Below are 16,657 nucleotides of genomic sequence, written 5' to 3' on the forward strand. Positions count from 1 at the left end.
TTACCGGAGCTACCGGAGTGACTGGTGCTACCGGTGATCCGGGCGCCACTGGCATTACCGGAGCCACGGGGGTTACCGGAGCTACCGGTGATCCGGGCGCTATTGGAGCGACAGGCGCTACAGGCGTTACCGGGGTGACTGGTGCTACAGGCGTTACTGGAGAAGTCGTTTTGGCTTTTGGATCTTTAAGAGGGAGTAGTGTAGAGACACCAGGGGCAACACTCACATCCGTACCATTTAACGTGGTTGGACCTTTATCAGATACTATCACAGTTAGTCTGTCAGGCAATGAATTAGTGGTAGGAGAAAGTGGAATTTATCAAATAACGGTATCTATTAATGCGGAAGCCACTACTGATCCAGATCCAGATCCAGATCAACCCTATCTAAATGCTATTATTACTGTCAATGGTACACCGCTTTTTGGTGATACTACTACTTTCTTTAAGATATCTAATAGAAGTAGTTCAACGTTTGTCGCTCAGGCCTCCTTAACAGCAGGAGACGAAGTAGGCGCAAGTATTAGTACGGATTTTCCTATTTTAGGTTATATGAATCGCTCTTTAACTATCATTCAATTAAGTAATTAAATAATTTTCAATGTTAATGAGGAAAAACTAAAATAAAATCGTTAAGTATATTGTCAATTATGAGATCCCGGCGCGGTTATTGACGTCTTTCTTGCTTTGTCATTTCTCCGAAACTATGAGTATAAATGAGATTAATATGAATATTAATTGGTTTCGTGGGAGACAGTTAAGTTACTCTCAATATAGAGATTTTGGATAAGATATATTCGCTTTAAGGAGCTTACCGAAAACCATCAAACGGGGAAATAAAAAAGGCATAGGTTCTGGACTATGATTAGTCCGTGAACCTATGCCTTTTTCATGCTGACACATTTGGGGAGATTGAATTAAATTAAACCCTGACCGCTTTATATAGACAATAGTATGGTGTCGTGTACATATCAGCTAAGAAATTATTTAGATATAATACAATATCTTTATTGATTATCCTCTGCCGAAAGATTTTTCCCCAGTTTACCGATCGCTCTCTTTTCAATTCTTGACACGTAAGACCGGGATATCCCTAACAATTTGGCAATGTCACGTTGTGTTTTCCGGCTGCCGTCCGGCATGCCGAAACGCATCTGCAGCACCCACTTCTCCCTGGTACTCAGACGGTTGATCTGCTTGCTAAGCCGTTCCTGTTCGCACTGGTTTTCCACAGCTTCCCCCACTACATCGGGCGCCGTCCCCAACACGTCGATCAGCGTTATCTCATTCCCCTCTTTATCCACTCCGATCGGATCGTACAGGCTGACCTCGGACCGTACCCGACGCGTACTCCGCAGATGCATCAGGATTTCATTTTCAATGCACCGGGCCGCGTAGGTGGCCAGCCTGATTTTCTTAGCGGGATCAAAGGTATTGATGGCCTTGATCAGGCCAATGGTTCCGATGGATATCAAGTCGTCCACGTCTTCACCGGTATTGTCAAATTTCTTTACAATATGCGCGACCAGGCGCAGATTGTGTTCAATCAACACACCCTTGGCCTTTTCATCACCGGCTTTGAGCTTCTCCAAATACAGTTGTTCATCTTTCTCGGAAAGAGGCAAAGGAAACGTATTGTTCGTTATGTAGGAAACCAACAATGCAATTCCCTGAACCACTGCTGTAGCAAAAATAGCTAAAACAGACAACAAACCGATCCCCCCCGTCAAATCTGTCTATTCATTCTATGGAGAGAACACGGGGTTTGTGCCTGTCAGCGGTTTACATCTTTTTGGTAAATTCAGGGCGTTTTTTCAAACTATCCGAAACAGCCCCTGATAGCACTTTTTATGCCATATTTCGTTAAATCTTTGAAATAGGGGCTACTATTCCTGTAAAAGTTTATTGATTTAATGAGCCTGCAGGCCTGGCGAGAGATTTTTTCGGCTGGCACGGAAGTAAAATTAGAGGATCGTTGGGCTATTCTAAGATTTTGCTAACGCAGCCAGACAGAGAAAGTTCCGCCAGAATGCACAGTGTGAATAAATTGGTGTTTTCTTGACTCGCCTGGCGCAAAAATTACGCGCCACGGATCATTCTGTCAGTTTAAAAACACGCCCTAGCCGTCTCACCAAAACAAAGAAATATTTGAGTTCTCCCCGGCTTTAGGCTATACTTCTCTATAGAATAGGATGGTGAAAGACAATGACCGAATATATTGGCGATATAGGCATTATTTTTCTTATTGTTTTAATCGGAATCTACATGCTCTGGGACCAGATCTTCCCCGATTAAAGCCTTGTCGGCCGGCAAAGTTCCGGCTATATTATATAGTGCCGCCTGCAGGGCAACGCTGATCACTTTGCTGATTTTCATAACCAACGATAGGGACGTGCTCTGTAAGCTGACTGCACCAATAATCCCCTCACTGTTTACCACACCGGCAAGTGAAATATGGCCAATACAGGGCAGTCGTTTACCAACGGCACTACCGGCTTGGATGCCGCCTTCCCATACCTCGATATTCCCCACTTCCGCTGCGGTTCCCAGGCAGGCATCCACGGCGACAATGACCGGATCGTCATATTGCCGGTATATCTCTTGAATCGCATCCTGCAAATTACCGGCATGCACCGGATTGTCCATCGTGCCGAAAATAGGATACCCTGTAGTTTCTTCCAGAAATGTACCGGTTAAAGGACCTAGCACGTCACCGGTGTAACGGTCCGACCCAATACATAATACGACAACCGGCCTGACGGTGAACGTAAACTGCCGCCGCAGCAACCCGATCACCTGCCGCCGGATCTTTTCCGGCGCTTCTGCATCATATAAATTAGCAATCAGTTTATTTCCGTTATGTTGCATTTTTCTTTTCTCCTTAATAATAACGTCATACTAATTTATATGTCACCTTAGCGGCTAATATATCTTAAAACAGCAGACTTAAGCCAAACGACAGCGGTATTTTGCAAAAAGCGCTTGCTATGAACGTTCTGATAGTTTGGCATCCCCCAAAAAAACAACCAGACAGAAAACTGTCTGGTTGTTTTTTTAGCCAAGCGCCAGATATTGATATTCCGGTTGCTTTACCGCCGCCGCTAACGCCCCGGTAACAAAAGCAATGTGTTCTTTTAGGTCGACTCCCATATCAGCGGCACTGATCAGAATGGTTTCCCGGTTTACCGCTTTGGCAAACGCCTTATCCTTCATCTTCTTCATAACCGACTTGACTTCCAGATTATCCAGGCTCTTATCGGGCCGCACCAAAGCGCAGGCAATGATAAAGCCGGTTAGTTCATCAACGGCCAACAGAGTTTTCTGCAGCAGCGTCCGCTCACCAGGCCAGTCTCTGGCATGAGATTCCACATGAGTGGCCATTTCGGCGTCATATCCGTGCTCCTGTAGGATTTCTCTGGCATGTGTCGGATGCTCGTCGGGGTACTTTTCAAAATCAACATCATGCAATAAGCCGACAGCTCCCCAATATTCACTGTCTTCGCCGAACTTTTCGGCATAGGCTCGCATGGCCACTTCCACCGCCAGACAGTGCTTCAGCAAGACAGGGCTTGCTACATGGCGATTCAGTGTTTCCCAGGCTTTTTCTCTTGAAATATCCATATGCATTCACATCCTTCTTAAAATATATAGTAAAGTCAAGAACGTGTTTTCAAACTATCCGCAACATCTCGCAACAGTGCTTGCTGTGCCATATTTCGTTAAATTTAAGAGACATTATTCTCTCAAAAAATTACTTTGGCCGGCGCAAAAAGCACTCGCCATGAACTATTGAGCTAGTTTGAAAACGCCCCCTAATAAACTTACCAATTTTTATCTAAAGTCGGACCGGCTTTATATTTATATTCCAGACAATAGGCTCATACAGTGTAAACAGAAAGACTAGCGGGAGGGATGGCATGGATAGCCTGATTTCTGTTATAGCTGGAGTCGGTCTGATGCTTGGCGGCATCTTTCTCATGCGGGCAAGCCTCCGGCACTTCCTTTTACACCGTATACAGCGTCTGTTATATAAACTGACCGTTACTCCCTGGCGCGGCCTGCTGTTCGGCACAGCCGCCGCCGCCCTGATGCAGAGCAGCAGCGCCTTAACCATGATAACCATTGGCCTGGTGAGCGCAAACTATTTGTCCTTTTACCAGTCGCTAGGAATTATTCTGGGCGCTAATATCGGCACCTGCACGACCGTACAACTGATGACACTGAGTGTTTCCGGCACCTATGCCATGCCTTGCTTAGCGGCATCCCTGCTGATCCTGTTGCTATGCAAAAAGCTGCGCTATCCGGCTATGTTTCTGGCGGGCATCTTAAGCCTGTTTGCCGGACTGGACTATTTATCCGGCGCCTTAGGAAATCTAGCACAATACAGTGCGATTTTACAATGCCTGGCGGCCGCCAGGGATAATCCCTTTTATGGAATTGTCGGCGGTATTCTGATTACCGTGCTTTTTCAGTCAAGCAGCGCCGCTACTGGCGTATTGATGGTGCTGGCAAGCGAAGGCTTTCTCTCCCTGGAAACAGCGGCTTACATTATCTATGGCAACAATATCGGTTCTTGCCTGTCTTCACTCTTAGTAGGGGCCGCCTCGCCGCTGGCGGGCAGACGGGTGGCTGTCGCCCACCTGCTGTTAAACGTGTTGGGCGCCCTTATTGCCTTGCCGTTTACCCCCTTACTCACTTGGACGGCCAAAGCCTGCAGCAATGATTTCAGCACCCAAATCGCCTGTATCCATACGATTTTTAATATTGCTTCTTCGGTTGCCGTACTGCCTTTTACCAGACAATATGCCCGCCTGATTATCTGGCTGGTCCCGGAAAAATAAGAAACCGTTGATTTAATGAGCTTGTCGGCCCGGCGAGAGATTTTGGGGCTGGCAAGGAAGTAAAACCGTAGGAATAGCGGTCCCTATTCAAGATTTTGCTGACGCAGCCAGACGGATACGCAGTGTGAATAAATCAGTGGTTCCCCGGGCAATGGACTATGCTTTATTTTCACGCCAGGTCTGCACCACCGCTATCAGGACGTACAGAATAATCGCAGTCATGACTATGGTTCCGCCGGGAGCAATATCCAGATAGAAAGAAGAAAGCAGGCCGGCCGTAACCGACAGGACAGAAAAGCCAACCGCCCAGCCCAACGTTGCTTTAAAGCCGAGCCGCAGGGAATGTGCTGCCGCCACCGGTACAATCATCAGGGCGCTGACCAGCAAAATGCCGACAATCGTCATACCGACTACGACAACCAAGGCCGTCAGGATGCTAAAAATCATATTGACCCGACCGGTATCAATCCCACTGACATTGGCAATGTCCTCATTAAACGAAGACAGCAGCAAAGGCTTGTGCCAAACAAATAAAATACCGCTCACCAGCAGACCGGCCGCCGCAATTAAGCCGACGTCCTGCAGAGAAACCGTGACAATGCTGCCAAACAGAAAGCTTAGTAAGCCCGAGCTGGGCATCTTCGTCATAGTACTGAAAATAATGGCCATAGCTACACCGGCATAAAAAATAATGGCTAACCCCATGTCGGAATACTGGGCGTGCCGGCGTCTGGTCAATTCAATGCCGACCGCTCCGCCAAGCGTCAGGAGCAATGCCCCGGCCATGGGATAGATGCCGGCCAAATGCCCGGCGGCAACTCCGGCAAAGGCAATATGCCCCAGGCCGTCACCGATCAGCGACTGCCGGCGGACTACAACAAAAATACCGATCAGCGGGCACAAAAAAGCGGTAATCAACCCTGCCGCCAGCGCCCGCTGCATAAAATCATATTGAAAAAATTCCAAACCTTTCACCTCTTTACTGTACCTTGCGTCATTTAAAACATAGGATAAACTTGTACGGATTTTTTGTCCCACCAGGCGGAGGAGCCGTGCCTATCGGACATAGGTAAGGTGACGACAACAAAGCGGGTGGAAAAAGTTACAAGATTATCCATGTATGTAAGATCAATACCACATATGGCGTCCTTGGGAATGGGTGGCACGAAATTCCTGGCTGTTGCCCAAAAAGCATAAGCCCCGGTTGATACAAGCCACATTGGTTGCCCAGGCCGCCGCCTTTTCAATATCATGGGACACCATGATCACGGTGATGCCCAAGTTCTTGTTCAATGTCCCCAATAATTCATAAATTCGCTGACTGGCGGCATAGTCAATCCCACTGGTAGGTTCATCTAAAAGAAGCAGGCCGGGGTTGCCGGCCAACGCCATAGCCACCATTACCCTTTGCTGCTGGCCGCCGGACAACTCACCAATGCGGCGATCACGCAAATCACTGGCCTGCACCAGTTCAAGCATATGTTCCACAATATGTTTAACCACTTTTTTCGGCTGTCTTTTCTGCCGGGTTCCCGCAATCAAGCCCAGTTCGACAACCTCACTGACCGTAATCGGAAAATCAGCTGTGTTTTTTCCATAATTTTGCGGTACATAACTAACCAAACCGCCTAGCCGCGCCGCTTTGGCCACCTGCCCGTTAATCAGCACCTCACCCCGGTCAGGCGTTAAAATACCGGCGATAATTTTCAGAACGGTACTTTTACCTGCTCCGTTAGGTCCAAAAATCATCAGAAAATCCTTTGCCGCTACCTGCAGTGAAATATTCTCCAATACCGGCTCACTGCCGTAAGCAAAAGTAATATTGTTCAAACAAACTTCACACATTCCGCTACTCCTTTACCGTCAGTCTGCAATCCGCACAAATTCCAAACAGTTCCACCGTATGCCGCACCAGTTCATAGCCGTGGCCGTGCAAGAGTTCCAACAAATGCTGATTGACCGGGCAAAAATCGATACAAACCGCCTGACCGCATTTTACGCACACCACATGATGATGGTGGTGATCAGCGGCGGCAAGCTCATAACGGACACCCTCTTTACCTGTGCTTTTGATGGGAATGAGCACACCTAACTCAACCAGGACACTGACATTACGGTATACCGTATCCAGGCTGATGTTCGGATAAGCCTCGCGAACACTGTGCCAGATGCTGGTTACCGTAAGCGGCTCCGTCGACTCATAAACCTGCTTGATAACAGCCCGGCGCTGCGGGGTTAGCCGGCACCCCTGCTCCTTAAGTCTTATTACTATATTTTCCATTTATTGCCTCATTCTTTCTTCATAAAAATAAATATATAAGAAAAGCTCCGGCCATCGCCAGGCGCTTTCGACAAATCATCGTATAGCTGAAAAAATAATGGGGAAGCCGCAGCCTCCCCCAAACGATAATTATACTATGCGGCGAGCTCCGATATAGCGGGCTCCCCAATAACCGCTGCCTAGTTGGTCAGTGACTACGCCACGGCTGGACGTCGCACTGATAAAAGTGCCATTCCCCAAGTAAATACCCACGTGAGAAGGTCCCGGAGCGTATGTAGAAAAAAATACCAGATCGCCTGGCTGCAACCGGCTATAGGAAACAGCCTGTCCCATGCCGAAGTCATCATCGGCTGTCCGCGGCAGATATACACCGCTTTGAGCAAAGACAAACTGGACATAACCGGAACAATCGAACCCGCCAGGGCTGGTTCCTCCAAACTGGTACGGAACCCCTGCATAACTCAGGGCATTTTGGATAATTCGCCGTGCCATAACACTTGACCCATCGCGGCTTACCGGAATCTCACGGCCCATCAGAAGACGGTAGGTTTGATACCCGACGACACCATCCGCTTCCAATCCGTGGTCACGTTGGAAAGCCATCACGGCACCCACCGTTCGGGAACCAAAACTCCCATCCGCTTCGCCGGCATTATAGCCAAAGTCGTTCAGCTTTGACTGAATGGCGGCAACCTCCGGTCCGGTATCACCTTTTTCAAACGCCGCGGCAGCACAGGTAACAGAAAACATGCAAAACGCCAACACAAAAAACACAAAAAAACGAGACACTTTACCCATGTACGGCTCCTCTCACAGCCTCCGAGGTTAGCTGACGGGTTAGGGTTGAGGTTCTCCCTACTCAAAAAAATGAGTTTCACCCCTTACAAACGGTTCCCCCGTACCTGAGCTGGATTCGGCTTTATCGCTCACAAAGAACAAATATTCAATATTTTTACATAAACTCCTGCCAAAAAATGCGTAATATTCCTACAAAAATATATTTTTTTCAAAGGACCGGCCGCTTACTTTTTCTTTTCCGGCAGTTCAGCCCGGAGCCAATACAAAGGACGCTGCTTTACTTCTTCAAAAATCCGTCCTACATATTCACCGATGATACCCAGCCCCAGCAGTTGTATCCCGCCCAGCAAAGACACGCTGGCTGTGGCCGTACTCCAGCCTGGCACCGCCTCGTTGGTAAAAACCTTAATATAGATGACATGTACCGCAATGCAAAAACTAATAAAGGAAAATACTATACCAATATAAAAAGCCATCCGCAACGGCAGTTTGGAATAGGCCGTGATGCCGTCCAACGCAAAATGCATCATTCGCCGCACCGAGAATTTGGATTTGCCGGCAAACCGTTTTGGCGCGATAAACTCAATCTGCACCTGCCTGTAGCCGATGGCGCCGACCATCCCCCGGATAAAACGGGCCCTTTCCCGGAAACGCCGGAAACTTGCCACTACTTGTTTATCCATCAGGCGAAAATCCGAACCGCCCTCCTGGACATGCACCTTGGACATAGCGTTCATCAGCTTGTAAAACATTCCTGAGGTAAAGTTCTTAAACCAGGGAACCCCCTCCGTCGTTTTCCGGATGGTTTGGACGACCTGAACCCCCTCTTCCCACTTGCCGATCAACAGCGGCAATAGCTCCGGCGGATGCTGCATATCGCCATCCATGGTAATTACGGCGTCGCCTGCAGCATGGTCAAGCCCGCAGGTCAACGCTACCTGGTGTCCAAAGTTGCGAGCCAGCAGAAGAGCCCGGACCCGCCCGTCCCGCTGAGTTAATACATCCAGCAATAGCGGCGTCCTGTCGGTTGAACCGTCATCCACAAAGATCAGTTCGAAATCATAGCTTAGTGGCGTCAATACTTCACATACCGTATCATAAAAAATCTCTATATTGTCTTCTTCATTAAAAACCGGCACCACCACCGACAACAAAGCCATGACCATATCACCCTGCATTTCATCCGCAAAATAACTTCTTTATACAAACTAATTCTTTAAATCCTGTCTAAGCACCGAAGCGCCTTTTAAATACAGGTGCTTGATTTCTTTTTGCGGCACTTCGGTATTCCACAAAATCAGCACCCGGATACAGCGCGCCACCCCTTCCGGATTATCAATTTCCAGCGTCCCGAACAGCGGAACTTCGGACCAGCCCATTGCCCTGGCACCGGCCGCCGGAAAAGCGGCGTTGATATCCGGGGTAGAACTGAAGATAACCGCACCGATATCTTCTATATCAATTTTATTTTCCTCCACAATAAGCGCGAGCAGTTCTGCGACATTCGCAAAAATCTCCTCCCGTTCGTTTCTCTCCACTGTAGTAGCTCCCCTGACGCCACGCAACAAAGATGTACAACCCCTTCCACAACATTACATTTATTTAATTAGGAATATACTTTATTTCGGCATTCGTCCGGCAAATCCTCTTGTTTTCCTTAAAGAAACGCTGATTTAATAAGCCTGGCGAGATTTTTTCATCTGACAAGAACATAAATCACAAAAACAGTTGGGCTATTTTAAGGTTTACTGACAACGCCAGGCAGAAAAAGCTCCGCCGGAACATGGCGTACGAATAAGTCAGCCGCTCCTTAAACATCACCTATTATCTTGCCCGGCTAGCCGCTAAACATACCCCAGTGCTCTGACCGGATCAAAAATTTGGCTATCTTACGCAGACTTTTCCGCCCTGTGCCGTTGTCGTCGCCTTACATATGTTCGATATGTAAGGCTCCTCCGCCTCGCAGTGCGAAAAAATCTCCGCAATCTAACCTTACATTTTAATCCGGTCAGAGCACTAGCATAACAGCAAATTAAATCTTATATGTTTTCCAATGATTTATGTTATAATAATTGGGGTATAAAACTATGCGGTGATTGTATTTGAAGGAGGTTGTCACACTCAGCATGTATGACGACGAAGCTAACAATAAGAATAAAAATAAAAAAAACCAGCGTTCTTCACCAAAGTTCTTTTCAAAACTGACTGTCATTGCCATCATTGTGTTTATCGTTATCATTGCCGGTGCCGGCATCGGCTTTTTAACGGCCAGCATTCAGACTATGCCGGGACTAAAAGGCGATATCCGTCCGGCGGCCTCTTCCCAGGTATTTGATATTCATGGCAAACCGATTGCCACTATCCATTCGGCCGAAAACCGGCTTCCTGTTTCCATCAATAAAATACCCAAAGATCTGCAAAACGCTTTCATTGCCACCGAAGATGCCCGCTTTTACCAGCATATCGGCGTCGATCCCAAGGGGATTTTACGCGCCGTCTGGGCCAATATTACCAATCGCGGTGTCTCCGAGGGCGGCAGCACTATTACCCAGCAGTTGGCGAAAAATGCCCTGCTGACCCAGGAGCAGACTATTAAGCGAAAAATCCAAGAGGCCTTTTTGGCCCTGCAAATTGAACAGCAATATACCAAAACCGAAATTCTGGAAATGTACCTGAATCATATTTATTTTGGCCAGGGTGCTTACGGCGTACAATCGGCCGCCCAGGTATATTTCGGGAAAAATGTGGAAGATCTGACCTTGGCCGAATGTGCCATGCTGGCAGGCATTCCCAAGAGCCCTAACTATTACTCACCGCTTAACAACCTGAAAGCCGCCACCGAGCGGCAGGCCACCGTGCTGGAGCAAATGGTCAAATACGGCTATATTGACAACGCCACGGCCGCCAAAACGCAAAAAGAAAAGCTTGTGCTCAACTCTCATGCCGCGCAAAACAACATGTCCGATACGGCGCCTTATTTTGTTGATTATGTTTTGCAGCAGCTCATTGATAAATATGGTGCCAATGCGGTGTATAAAGACGGCTTAAAAATATATACTACCCTGGACCTTGACATGCAGACCGCAGCGGAAGCGGCGATGAAGCAGCTTCCTACCGTCCGCACCGACAGCAACGGCATTCAACAGCCCCAGGGAGCCCTGGTCGCCCTGGACCCTCACACCGGCTATATTAAAGCTATGGTCGGCGGCAGAGGCAACGATCAGTTCAACCGGGCCATTATGGCCGAAAGGCAGCCTGGCTCGGCTTTCAAACCTTTTGTTTATTTGGCGGCCATTGAGAGCGGCATGACCACTTCCACGATTATTGAAGACAGTCCCATCACCTTTAACAACTGGTCACCCAGCAACTATGACGGGGATTTCCGGGGGAAAGTATCGCTGCGTACCGCCCTCGAACAGTCTCTGAACGTGCCTACCGTCAAGCTGGCCAATCAAGTCGGCATTGACAAGGCTTTATATTATGCACAGCAGATGGGAATCTCCACGCTGGTATTGAACGGCGGTACCAATGACCGCAATCTGGCCGCATCGCTTGGCGGCCTGACCCGTGGCGTAACTCCGCTGGAAATTGCCAGCGCCTACGGCGTATTGGCCAATCAGGGCGTACGGGCCACACCGGTTGCCATCATTAAGGTAGTTGACCGCACCGGCAAGGTGCTGGAAGAATACACGCCTCAGGAAAAAGCGGTGATAAACGAAAAAAGCGCCTATCTTCTGACGGATATCTTAAAGGGTGTCCTCTTGCGCGGCACCGGTACGGCAGCCAATATCGGCCGGCCGGCTGCCGGGAAAACCGGTACCACCAACGACTATAAAGACGCCTGGTTTGTCGGCTATACTCCAGACCTGGTAGCTGCCGTATGGATGGGCAACGACAATGACGGCTATTTGAACGGAATTACCGGCGGTGCCACGCCCGCCAGGATCTGGCATTCCTTCATGGCTAAGGCGGTGGACGGTATGCCGGTCCGTGATTTCCCCCGTCCCGGCGGGATTGTTTCAGCCACCGTTTCCACCCAGGACGGACTGCTGGTGACCGATCCCAATAACAAAGACGCTAAAAGTGAAATCTTCATCGAAGGCACCCAACCGAATAAACAAAGCACCGCTACCGAAAATCTGCAGGATAAAGACAAAACTAAAGAAGCGGAGAAAGATAAAGACAAGACCGGAAACTCCGGCGAAGCTACCACTGAGGCACCTCATAGCGAGGGAAAAACCTTGCCGCCGCCTCCTAAGCAGGACAGCGCCGATAAGAGCGGCAGTGCCACCCTCCCACCAGTGCCGGAAGGACTGCCGGAAAAACCGAAAAAGAACTAAAAGCACCGTTCCTTTCCCCGGTTACGAAAAAAACGCGCTTTCCGCGCGTTTTTTTTATTTTTCCGCATATAATGAAGTGAGCTTCTCCGGCTTGGCAACTAGCTATATAAGTCAACGCCATAGCCGGTTTTCCCTGTTACGCAAATACCTTTTTTAAATAAACGGACCGTCATCTACCGCAAAGAAGAACAGCAAAATAATAATAATGATAATCCACCAGGAGCCAAAGCCGCCGCCGCCAAAACCGCCACAATTTCTTGCCATTCGATTCCCTCCCTCAATTAACCAATGAAGTCCTGCCGGAAAGTCTGTACCAGCAGTTGACCTCATCCTTTATTTCATAATATGGTTTTGCCAGCTTATATGTTACTAAAATAAAATTCACGCCCGCTCATTCCAGCATTTTTCTAATATGCCGCGGCGCCTCGGAGGCAACCTTGAGGGACTGCATGGTACTATTGACGACCTCGGTTACATTGCGGATTTTATCCACCGTGGTGGTAATGCCGTTCAGATGACGCTCCATAGGAAAATTATCGGAAAATAAGGTTAATAGGATGATAACGGCCTGAAAACTGAAATTAGGATTGTTAATAATCCGCCGCAAAAAGTTGCCCGGCCCAGGCTGGTATGGCGTTTCCACAGTTACCTGTTCCGGCGCGATCGACTTGACCGGTTCGCTCTCCCTGCTGTCAACCGACACTTCCGCCGGCTCGCTATTTATGGTTATATTTTCATCAGGCAACACTGTCGCCTTGGACTCACGCAATTGATTTCTTCTATGCCGTCGCCGCAGGCGCATGAAGCCCACCTCCTAAGAATTTAAAACTGGCTAATATAATATATGTGCGAGGTATGGCATCTGCCTCTTTATTTTTAAATTAAATAAAAGAAGCACATTTTTACTCTTTTTGCATACATTAGCATATAAATATAGCGGAGGTGGAATTATGTGGGAGAATCTGGGCAATATGATGGATGTCGTAAAAAAACTACAACAGAATGTGGATACTATTCAGGGACAGTTAAAAAATGAACGGCTGGAAGTCACCAGCGGCGATGTCATAAAAGTTGTAATCAACGGTCAGCAAGAAATCCTCGCCATTGAACTAAACGCGCAATACTTGAATCCGGAAAGCATCGCCCTGCTCCAGGATCTGTTAGTCGCCACTATGAACAATGCCCTGGATAAATCGCGTGAATTGCACCAATCGGCCATGAATAAGCTCGCCGGCGACTTAAACCTCCCTAAAATTCCCGGCCTGATCTAAGGAGTGGTTATATGTCGAACGAAACCTCTGACCGGTCCCTGCTACAATCGGTTACCCGCATCTTGGATACCCTGACAGCAAATAGCACCAATTATGATACGGCCATCAACCTACTCTCGCTACTATGTCTGATCGCCATACTCAATCGCAGCCAGGGAGCCGGTAACGCCGCCACAGGGTCGATGCCGGCAGCGTCAGGCGAAAATCCACTGCAGAAACTGCTTGGCGAATTAACTAAAGGTGATGGCAGCGGACCGTCACCGGACCTCCTCATGTCACTGTTGCCGCTGCTCAACAATCCCCAGTTAAAGGCAAAACTCGGCGGGGGCAATATGTCGGCTATCCTGGGGCTGATCAACAACTTGGGCGGCAGCCATACTGACAAATTGCAGGACAGCAGTCATGATAAACACGAAAAAAAAGAACCCCCGGAAACTAAATCGTTTGTCGCCAAAGAAGTAGCCGCCGCCATCTCGCAGGAACAGCCTGCCACCCCATCGCCTCAGCCTGTACCCTTGCCGGTGGTGGAAAAGCAACCTGGCGAGGAAGGAGAAAAACGGCCGGCCGGGCGTTACTTAAACTGGAAAAGCAATTTCTAATCAACGGCCGGGCTTGTGCCAAGTCCCCGGAAGCGCTAGGGCGTGTTTTCAGACCTTCCATTCTAAATCTAAACGCCAAAAAACAGAGGTGTGCAAGCACACCTCTGTTTACAGCAGCCGTACAACGGTAGCACCGTCGCCGCCCTCATTCAGTTCTCCAATACTAATATCCTTGACATGATAATGGTGTTTCAGATAACTTCTGACCCCTTTGCGCAGTGCGCCTGTTCCTTTGCCGTGAATCACAAGGACCTCCTGCAAACCGGCTACAATCGCATCATCCAGGTATTTTTCCAAGAGGAGCTCCGCCTCTTCCACATTGGTCCCCCGGATATCAATTTGGCGGCTGACGGCTTTGGCACCACTGTTGTCCAGCCGGCGCCCTGCTGTTTGCGACGAGCCGGAGTAGGACTTTTTCGCCGGAGCGGCAACGGCCAAACGGCAAACGGAAAGCGGCACATTGACCTTCATAATGCCCAGTTGTACCGTCAGCTCACTGCCCTGTACACTGAGGACCGTTCCTTGCTGTTTTAAGGTAGTGACATAGACACCGGTACCGGCTTTTACCTGCTCCGGTGAAAGCGCCGGATAATCGGCCTCGGATTCGGTCACCTCTTCGATCCTGTCACCGGCTGTCCGCAGCCTGCCTCTTGCCGTGGTGATCGCCGCCTGCCTATCCCGTTCGGTCCTTACGGCAAACTGTGCTTTCAGCTCGGCAATCACTTCGTCGGACTCGCGCTTTGCCTGCCGGATCAGCAGGGCCGCTTCCTGTTGGGCTTTTTGCAGCACCTTATGCTTCTTTTCCTCCAGGTTGTCATACTCCCGGGTCAGTTCTTCCCTCAGCCGGGCTATTTCCTTTTCCAATCGGGCCACTTCTTCATTTCGCTTATGATAATCAATCTTTTCCGCTTCCAGGCCCTGCAGCACCGTCTCCAGGTCGGCGTGCTCCTTTTCCAGCAGTTCCTTCGCCCGGCGGATCAATTGGCTGGACAAGCCCAGGCGCTGGCTAATGGCAAAAGCGTTGCTGCTGCCGGGAACACCCACTAGCAGGCGATAGGTCGGTTTCAACGTCTCCACATCAAATTCAACGCTGCCATTGATCATCCCCTCGCGGCTGTAAGCAAAGGTTTTCAGTTCACTGTAATGGGTGGTGGCAATCGTCCTGGCGCCGCTGGCAAGCAAATGCTCCAAAATAGCCATTGCCAGGGCGGCTCCCTCTTCCGGGTCGGTTCCTGCGCCGATTTCATCGATCAATACCAAATCCCGGGCCGATACCTGCTGCAAGATCTTAACCAGATGAGTCATATGAGCGGAAAAAGTGCTCAAGCTCTGTTCAATGCTTTGCTCATCACCAATATCGGCGAAAATATTGTTAAAAACAGCAATCACTGAACCGCTGGCGGCTGGAATGAATAATCCGGCCTGCACCATCAGGGCAAACAGGCCAACGGTTTTTAAGGTGACCGTCTTGCCGCCGGTATTGGGTCCGGTAATCAGCAGGGTATGGAACGAACCGCCCAGTTCCACGTCGATAGGGACAACCACCTCGGACGGAATCAGCGGATGCCGCGCCCGCTGCAGCTTAACATAACCGGTTTGATTAATTTCAGGCCGCTGCGCCTGCATATCAAAGCTCAGGCGCGCCTTGGCAAAAACAAAATCCAGCCGGGCCAGCGCCTGACAATTGGCGGTAATAGCTCCCCCCGCCCGGGAAATTTGCAGACTAAGAGCCTGCAGAATCCGCTCTACTTCGTTTTTTTCGGCCACCGTCCACTGTTTAATGTCGTTGTTCAGATTGACCACCGCCATCGGTTCAATAAATACCGTGGCGCCGCTAGCCGACTGGTCATGGACAATGCCGGGGAAAAACTGGCGGTATTCCTGCTTAATCGGGATGACATACCGGTCGGAGCGGATAGTCACCAGTGCATCCTGAAAATACTTCTGATATTCGCCGGACCGCAGAATCTGATCCAGCTTTTCCTTCACCCGGCTTTGCGCCGTTCTGATCTCCCGCCGGATATTCTTTAATTCCACGCTGGCATCGTCCCGGATTTGCCCTTGCTCGGTGAGCGTATTTTCAATGGCATTCTCAATCGGACGCAACACTTCGATTTCGCCCGCTACAAGCGATAAGAGCGGCGTCTCTACCGGTAAGTCATGGAAAAAATGCTTCATCCGCCGCGAAGCGTACAATACGCTGGCAATGCCGAGCAGTTCGGACGGGTCCAGCACTGCTCCCAGTTCCGCCCGCTTAACCACCTTACGGATATCCCGAATGCCGCCCAACGGAACATTGGGTACGGCGGCCATGATATCGCGGGCTTCCTGCGTTTCGTCAATACGCTCCTGTACCAGTTCAACCTCGCTGACCGGCTTCAAGGCCTCGGCTAATTCACGGCCCAGCGACGAGGTTGTGCGTTGAGCCAAAAGTTCAATGATTTTATGAAATTCCAATGTGTGTAATACAGCTTCAACCATACTCTGTTCGTTCTCCTCAAAACAGAAAGGTCCGACCTATGCCGTGT

General features: G+C 49.3%; 16 protein-coding genes and 1 riboswitch. Of the genes, 5 read left to right on the forward strand and 11 right to left on the reverse strand.

Annotated features, from left to right (window positions below):
• Positions 1 to 590: collagen-like triple helix repeat-containing protein (locus tag BMW43_RS21690; protein WP_218140613.1), on the forward strand; the 590-nt coding region annotated here is incomplete at its 5' end.
• A 416-nt stretch (positions 591 to 1,006) separates the two neighbouring features.
• Here BMW43_RS21690 and sigK read toward each other — a convergent pair.
• The 3 genes from sigK to BMW43_RS05730 all read right to left on the reverse strand — a co-directional run bounded on the left by sigK (position 1,007) and on the right by BMW43_RS05730 (position 3,620).
• Complete coding sequence (gene sigK / locus BMW43_RS05720) at positions 1,007 to 1,711, reverse strand: RNA polymerase sporulation sigma factor SigK (RefSeq protein WP_091744700.1); 705 nt, start codon at positions 1,709 to 1,711, stop codon at positions 1,007 to 1,009.
• A 538-nt stretch (positions 1,712 to 2,249) separates the two neighbouring features.
• On the reverse strand, positions 2,250 to 2,867 hold the full coding sequence (gene yyaC, locus BMW43_RS05725) for a spore protease YyaC (RefSeq protein ID WP_091744702.1): 618 nt from the start codon (positions 2,865 to 2,867) through the stop codon (positions 2,250 to 2,252).
• A gap of 186 nt (positions 2,868 to 3,053) precedes the next feature.
• Complete coding sequence (locus BMW43_RS05730; RefSeq protein ID WP_091745011.1) at positions 3,054 to 3,620, reverse strand: HD domain-containing protein; 567 nt, start codon at positions 3,618 to 3,620, stop codon at positions 3,054 to 3,056.
• A gap of 296 nt (positions 3,621 to 3,916) precedes the next feature.
• Between BMW43_RS05730 and BMW43_RS05735 the strand changes: the two genes are divergently transcribed.
• Positions 3,917 to 4,840, forward strand: a complete 924-nt coding sequence (locus BMW43_RS05735) for a Na/Pi cotransporter family protein (protein ID WP_091744704.1) — start codon at positions 3,917 to 3,919, stop codon at positions 4,838 to 4,840.
• Positions 4,841 to 4,996: 156 nt separating this feature from the next.
• Here BMW43_RS05735 and BMW43_RS05740 read toward each other — a convergent pair whose 3' ends face one another.
• The 6 genes from BMW43_RS05740 to aroH form a co-directional block, all read right to left on the reverse strand.
• On the reverse strand, positions 4,997 to 5,806 hold the full coding sequence (locus tag BMW43_RS05740) for a metal ABC transporter permease (RefSeq protein WP_091744705.1): 810 nt from the start codon (positions 5,804 to 5,806) through the stop codon (positions 4,997 to 4,999).
• A gap of 162 nt (positions 5,807 to 5,968) precedes the next feature.
• Entirely contained in the window at positions 5,969 to 6,685 is a 717-nt protein-coding gene (locus BMW43_RS05745; protein WP_091744707.1) for a metal ABC transporter ATP-binding protein, read from the reverse strand.
• A gap of 4 nt (positions 6,686 to 6,689) precedes the next feature.
• A complete protein-coding gene (locus tag BMW43_RS05750; protein WP_091744709.1) occupies positions 6,690 to 7,121 on the reverse strand; it encodes a Fur family transcriptional regulator in 432 nt (143 codons plus the stop codon).
• A 129-nt stretch (positions 7,122 to 7,250) separates the two neighbouring features.
• Positions 7,251 to 7,919, reverse strand: a complete 669-nt coding sequence (locus tag BMW43_RS05755) for a C40 family peptidase (RefSeq protein WP_091744711.1) — start codon at positions 7,917 to 7,919, stop codon at positions 7,251 to 7,253.
• 1 nt (position 7,920) lies between these two features.
• Positions 7,921 to 8,050: riboswitch (cyclic di-AMP (ydaO/yuaA leader) on the reverse strand.
• Between the two features lie 93 nt (positions 8,051 to 8,143).
• Entirely contained in the window at positions 8,144 to 9,079 is a 936-nt protein-coding gene (locus tag BMW43_RS05760; RefSeq protein ID WP_091744713.1) for a glycosyltransferase family 2 protein, read from the reverse strand.
• Positions 9,080 to 9,127: 48 nt separating this feature from the next.
• Positions 9,128 to 9,487 (reverse strand): chorismate mutase, encoded by a 360-nt coding sequence (aroH, locus tag BMW43_RS05765; protein ID WP_091744715.1) that lies wholly within the window; start codon positions 9,485 to 9,487, stop codon positions 9,128 to 9,130.
• Between the two features lie 558 nt (positions 9,488 to 10,045).
• Between aroH and BMW43_RS05770 the strand changes: the two genes are divergently transcribed.
• A complete protein-coding gene (locus BMW43_RS05770) occupies positions 10,046 to 12,259 on the forward strand; it encodes a transglycosylase domain-containing protein (RefSeq protein ID WP_091744717.1) in 2,214 nt (737 codons plus the stop codon).
• Between the two features lie 391 nt (positions 12,260 to 12,650).
• Here BMW43_RS05770 and BMW43_RS05775 read toward each other — a convergent pair whose 3' ends face one another.
• Positions 12,651 to 13,061, reverse strand: a complete 411-nt coding sequence (locus tag BMW43_RS05775; protein WP_091744719.1) for a hypothetical protein — start codon at positions 13,059 to 13,061, stop codon at positions 12,651 to 12,653.
• Positions 13,062 to 13,209: 148 nt separating this feature from the next.
• Between BMW43_RS05775 and BMW43_RS05780 the strand changes: the two genes are divergently transcribed.
• Positions 13,210 to 13,530, forward strand: a complete 321-nt coding sequence (locus BMW43_RS05780) for a YbaB/EbfC family nucleoid-associated protein (RefSeq protein WP_091744721.1) — start codon at positions 13,210 to 13,212, stop codon at positions 13,528 to 13,530.
• An 11-nt stretch (positions 13,531 to 13,541) separates the two neighbouring features.
• Positions 13,542 to 14,129, forward strand: a complete 588-nt coding sequence (locus BMW43_RS05785; RefSeq protein WP_091744723.1) for a hypothetical protein — start codon at positions 13,542 to 13,544, stop codon at positions 14,127 to 14,129.
• Positions 14,130 to 14,237: 108 nt separating this feature from the next.
• On the opposite strand, the gene BMW43_RS05790 is transcribed toward BMW43_RS05785, so the two are convergent.
• Entirely contained in the window at positions 14,238 to 16,610 is a 2,373-nt protein-coding gene (locus BMW43_RS05790) for an endonuclease MutS2 (protein ID WP_091744725.1), read from the reverse strand.
• Between the last annotated feature and the right edge of the window lie 47 nt (positions 16,611 to 16,657).

The sequence above is a fragment of the Propionispora vibrioides genome (assembly GCF_900110485.1).
Taxonomy (GTDB): domain Bacteria; phylum Bacillota; class Negativicutes; order Propionisporales; family Propionisporaceae; genus Propionispora; species Propionispora vibrioides.

Coding starts and splice junctions, on each gene's coding strand:
- yyaC (WP_091744702.1), bottom strand. CDS start 2,867: ATGCAACATAACGGAAATAAACTGATTGCTAATTTATATGATGCAGAA.
- BMW43_RS05730 (WP_091745011.1), bottom strand. CDS start 3,620: ATGGATATTTCAAGAGAAAAAGCCTGGGAAACACTGAATCGCCATGTA.
- BMW43_RS05735 (WP_091744704.1), top strand. CDS start 3,917: ATGGATAGCCTGATTTCTGTTATAGCTGGAGTCGGTCTGATGCTTGGC.
- BMW43_RS05745 (WP_091744707.1), bottom strand. CDS start 6,685: ATGTGTGAAGTTTGTTTGAACAATATTACTTTTGCTTACGGCAGTGAG.
- BMW43_RS05750 (WP_091744709.1), bottom strand. CDS start 7,121: ATGGAAAATATAGTAATAAGACTTAAGGAGCAGGGGTGCCGGCTAACC.
- BMW43_RS05755 (WP_091744711.1), bottom strand. CDS start 7,919: ATGGGTAAAGTGTCTCGTTTTTTTGTGTTTTTTGTGTTGGCGTTTTGC.
- BMW43_RS05760 (WP_091744713.1), bottom strand. CDS start 9,079: ATGGCTTTGTTGTCGGTGGTGGTGCCGGTTTTTAATGAAGAAGACAAT.
- BMW43_RS05770 (WP_091744717.1), top strand. CDS start 10,046: ATGTATGACGACGAAGCTAACAATAAGAATAAAAATAAAAAAAACCAG.
- BMW43_RS05775 (WP_091744719.1), bottom strand. CDS start 13,061: ATGCGCCTGCGGCGACGGCATAGAAGAAATCAATTGCGTGAGTCCAAG.
- BMW43_RS05780 (WP_091744721.1), top strand. CDS start 13,210: ATGTGGGAGAATCTGGGCAATATGATGGATGTCGTAAAAAAACTACAA.
- BMW43_RS05785 (WP_091744723.1), top strand. CDS start 13,542: ATGTCGAACGAAACCTCTGACCGGTCCCTGCTACAATCGGTTACCCGC.
- BMW43_RS05790 (WP_091744725.1), bottom strand. CDS start 16,610: ATGGTTGAAGCTGTATTACACACATTGGAATTTCATAAAATCATTGAA.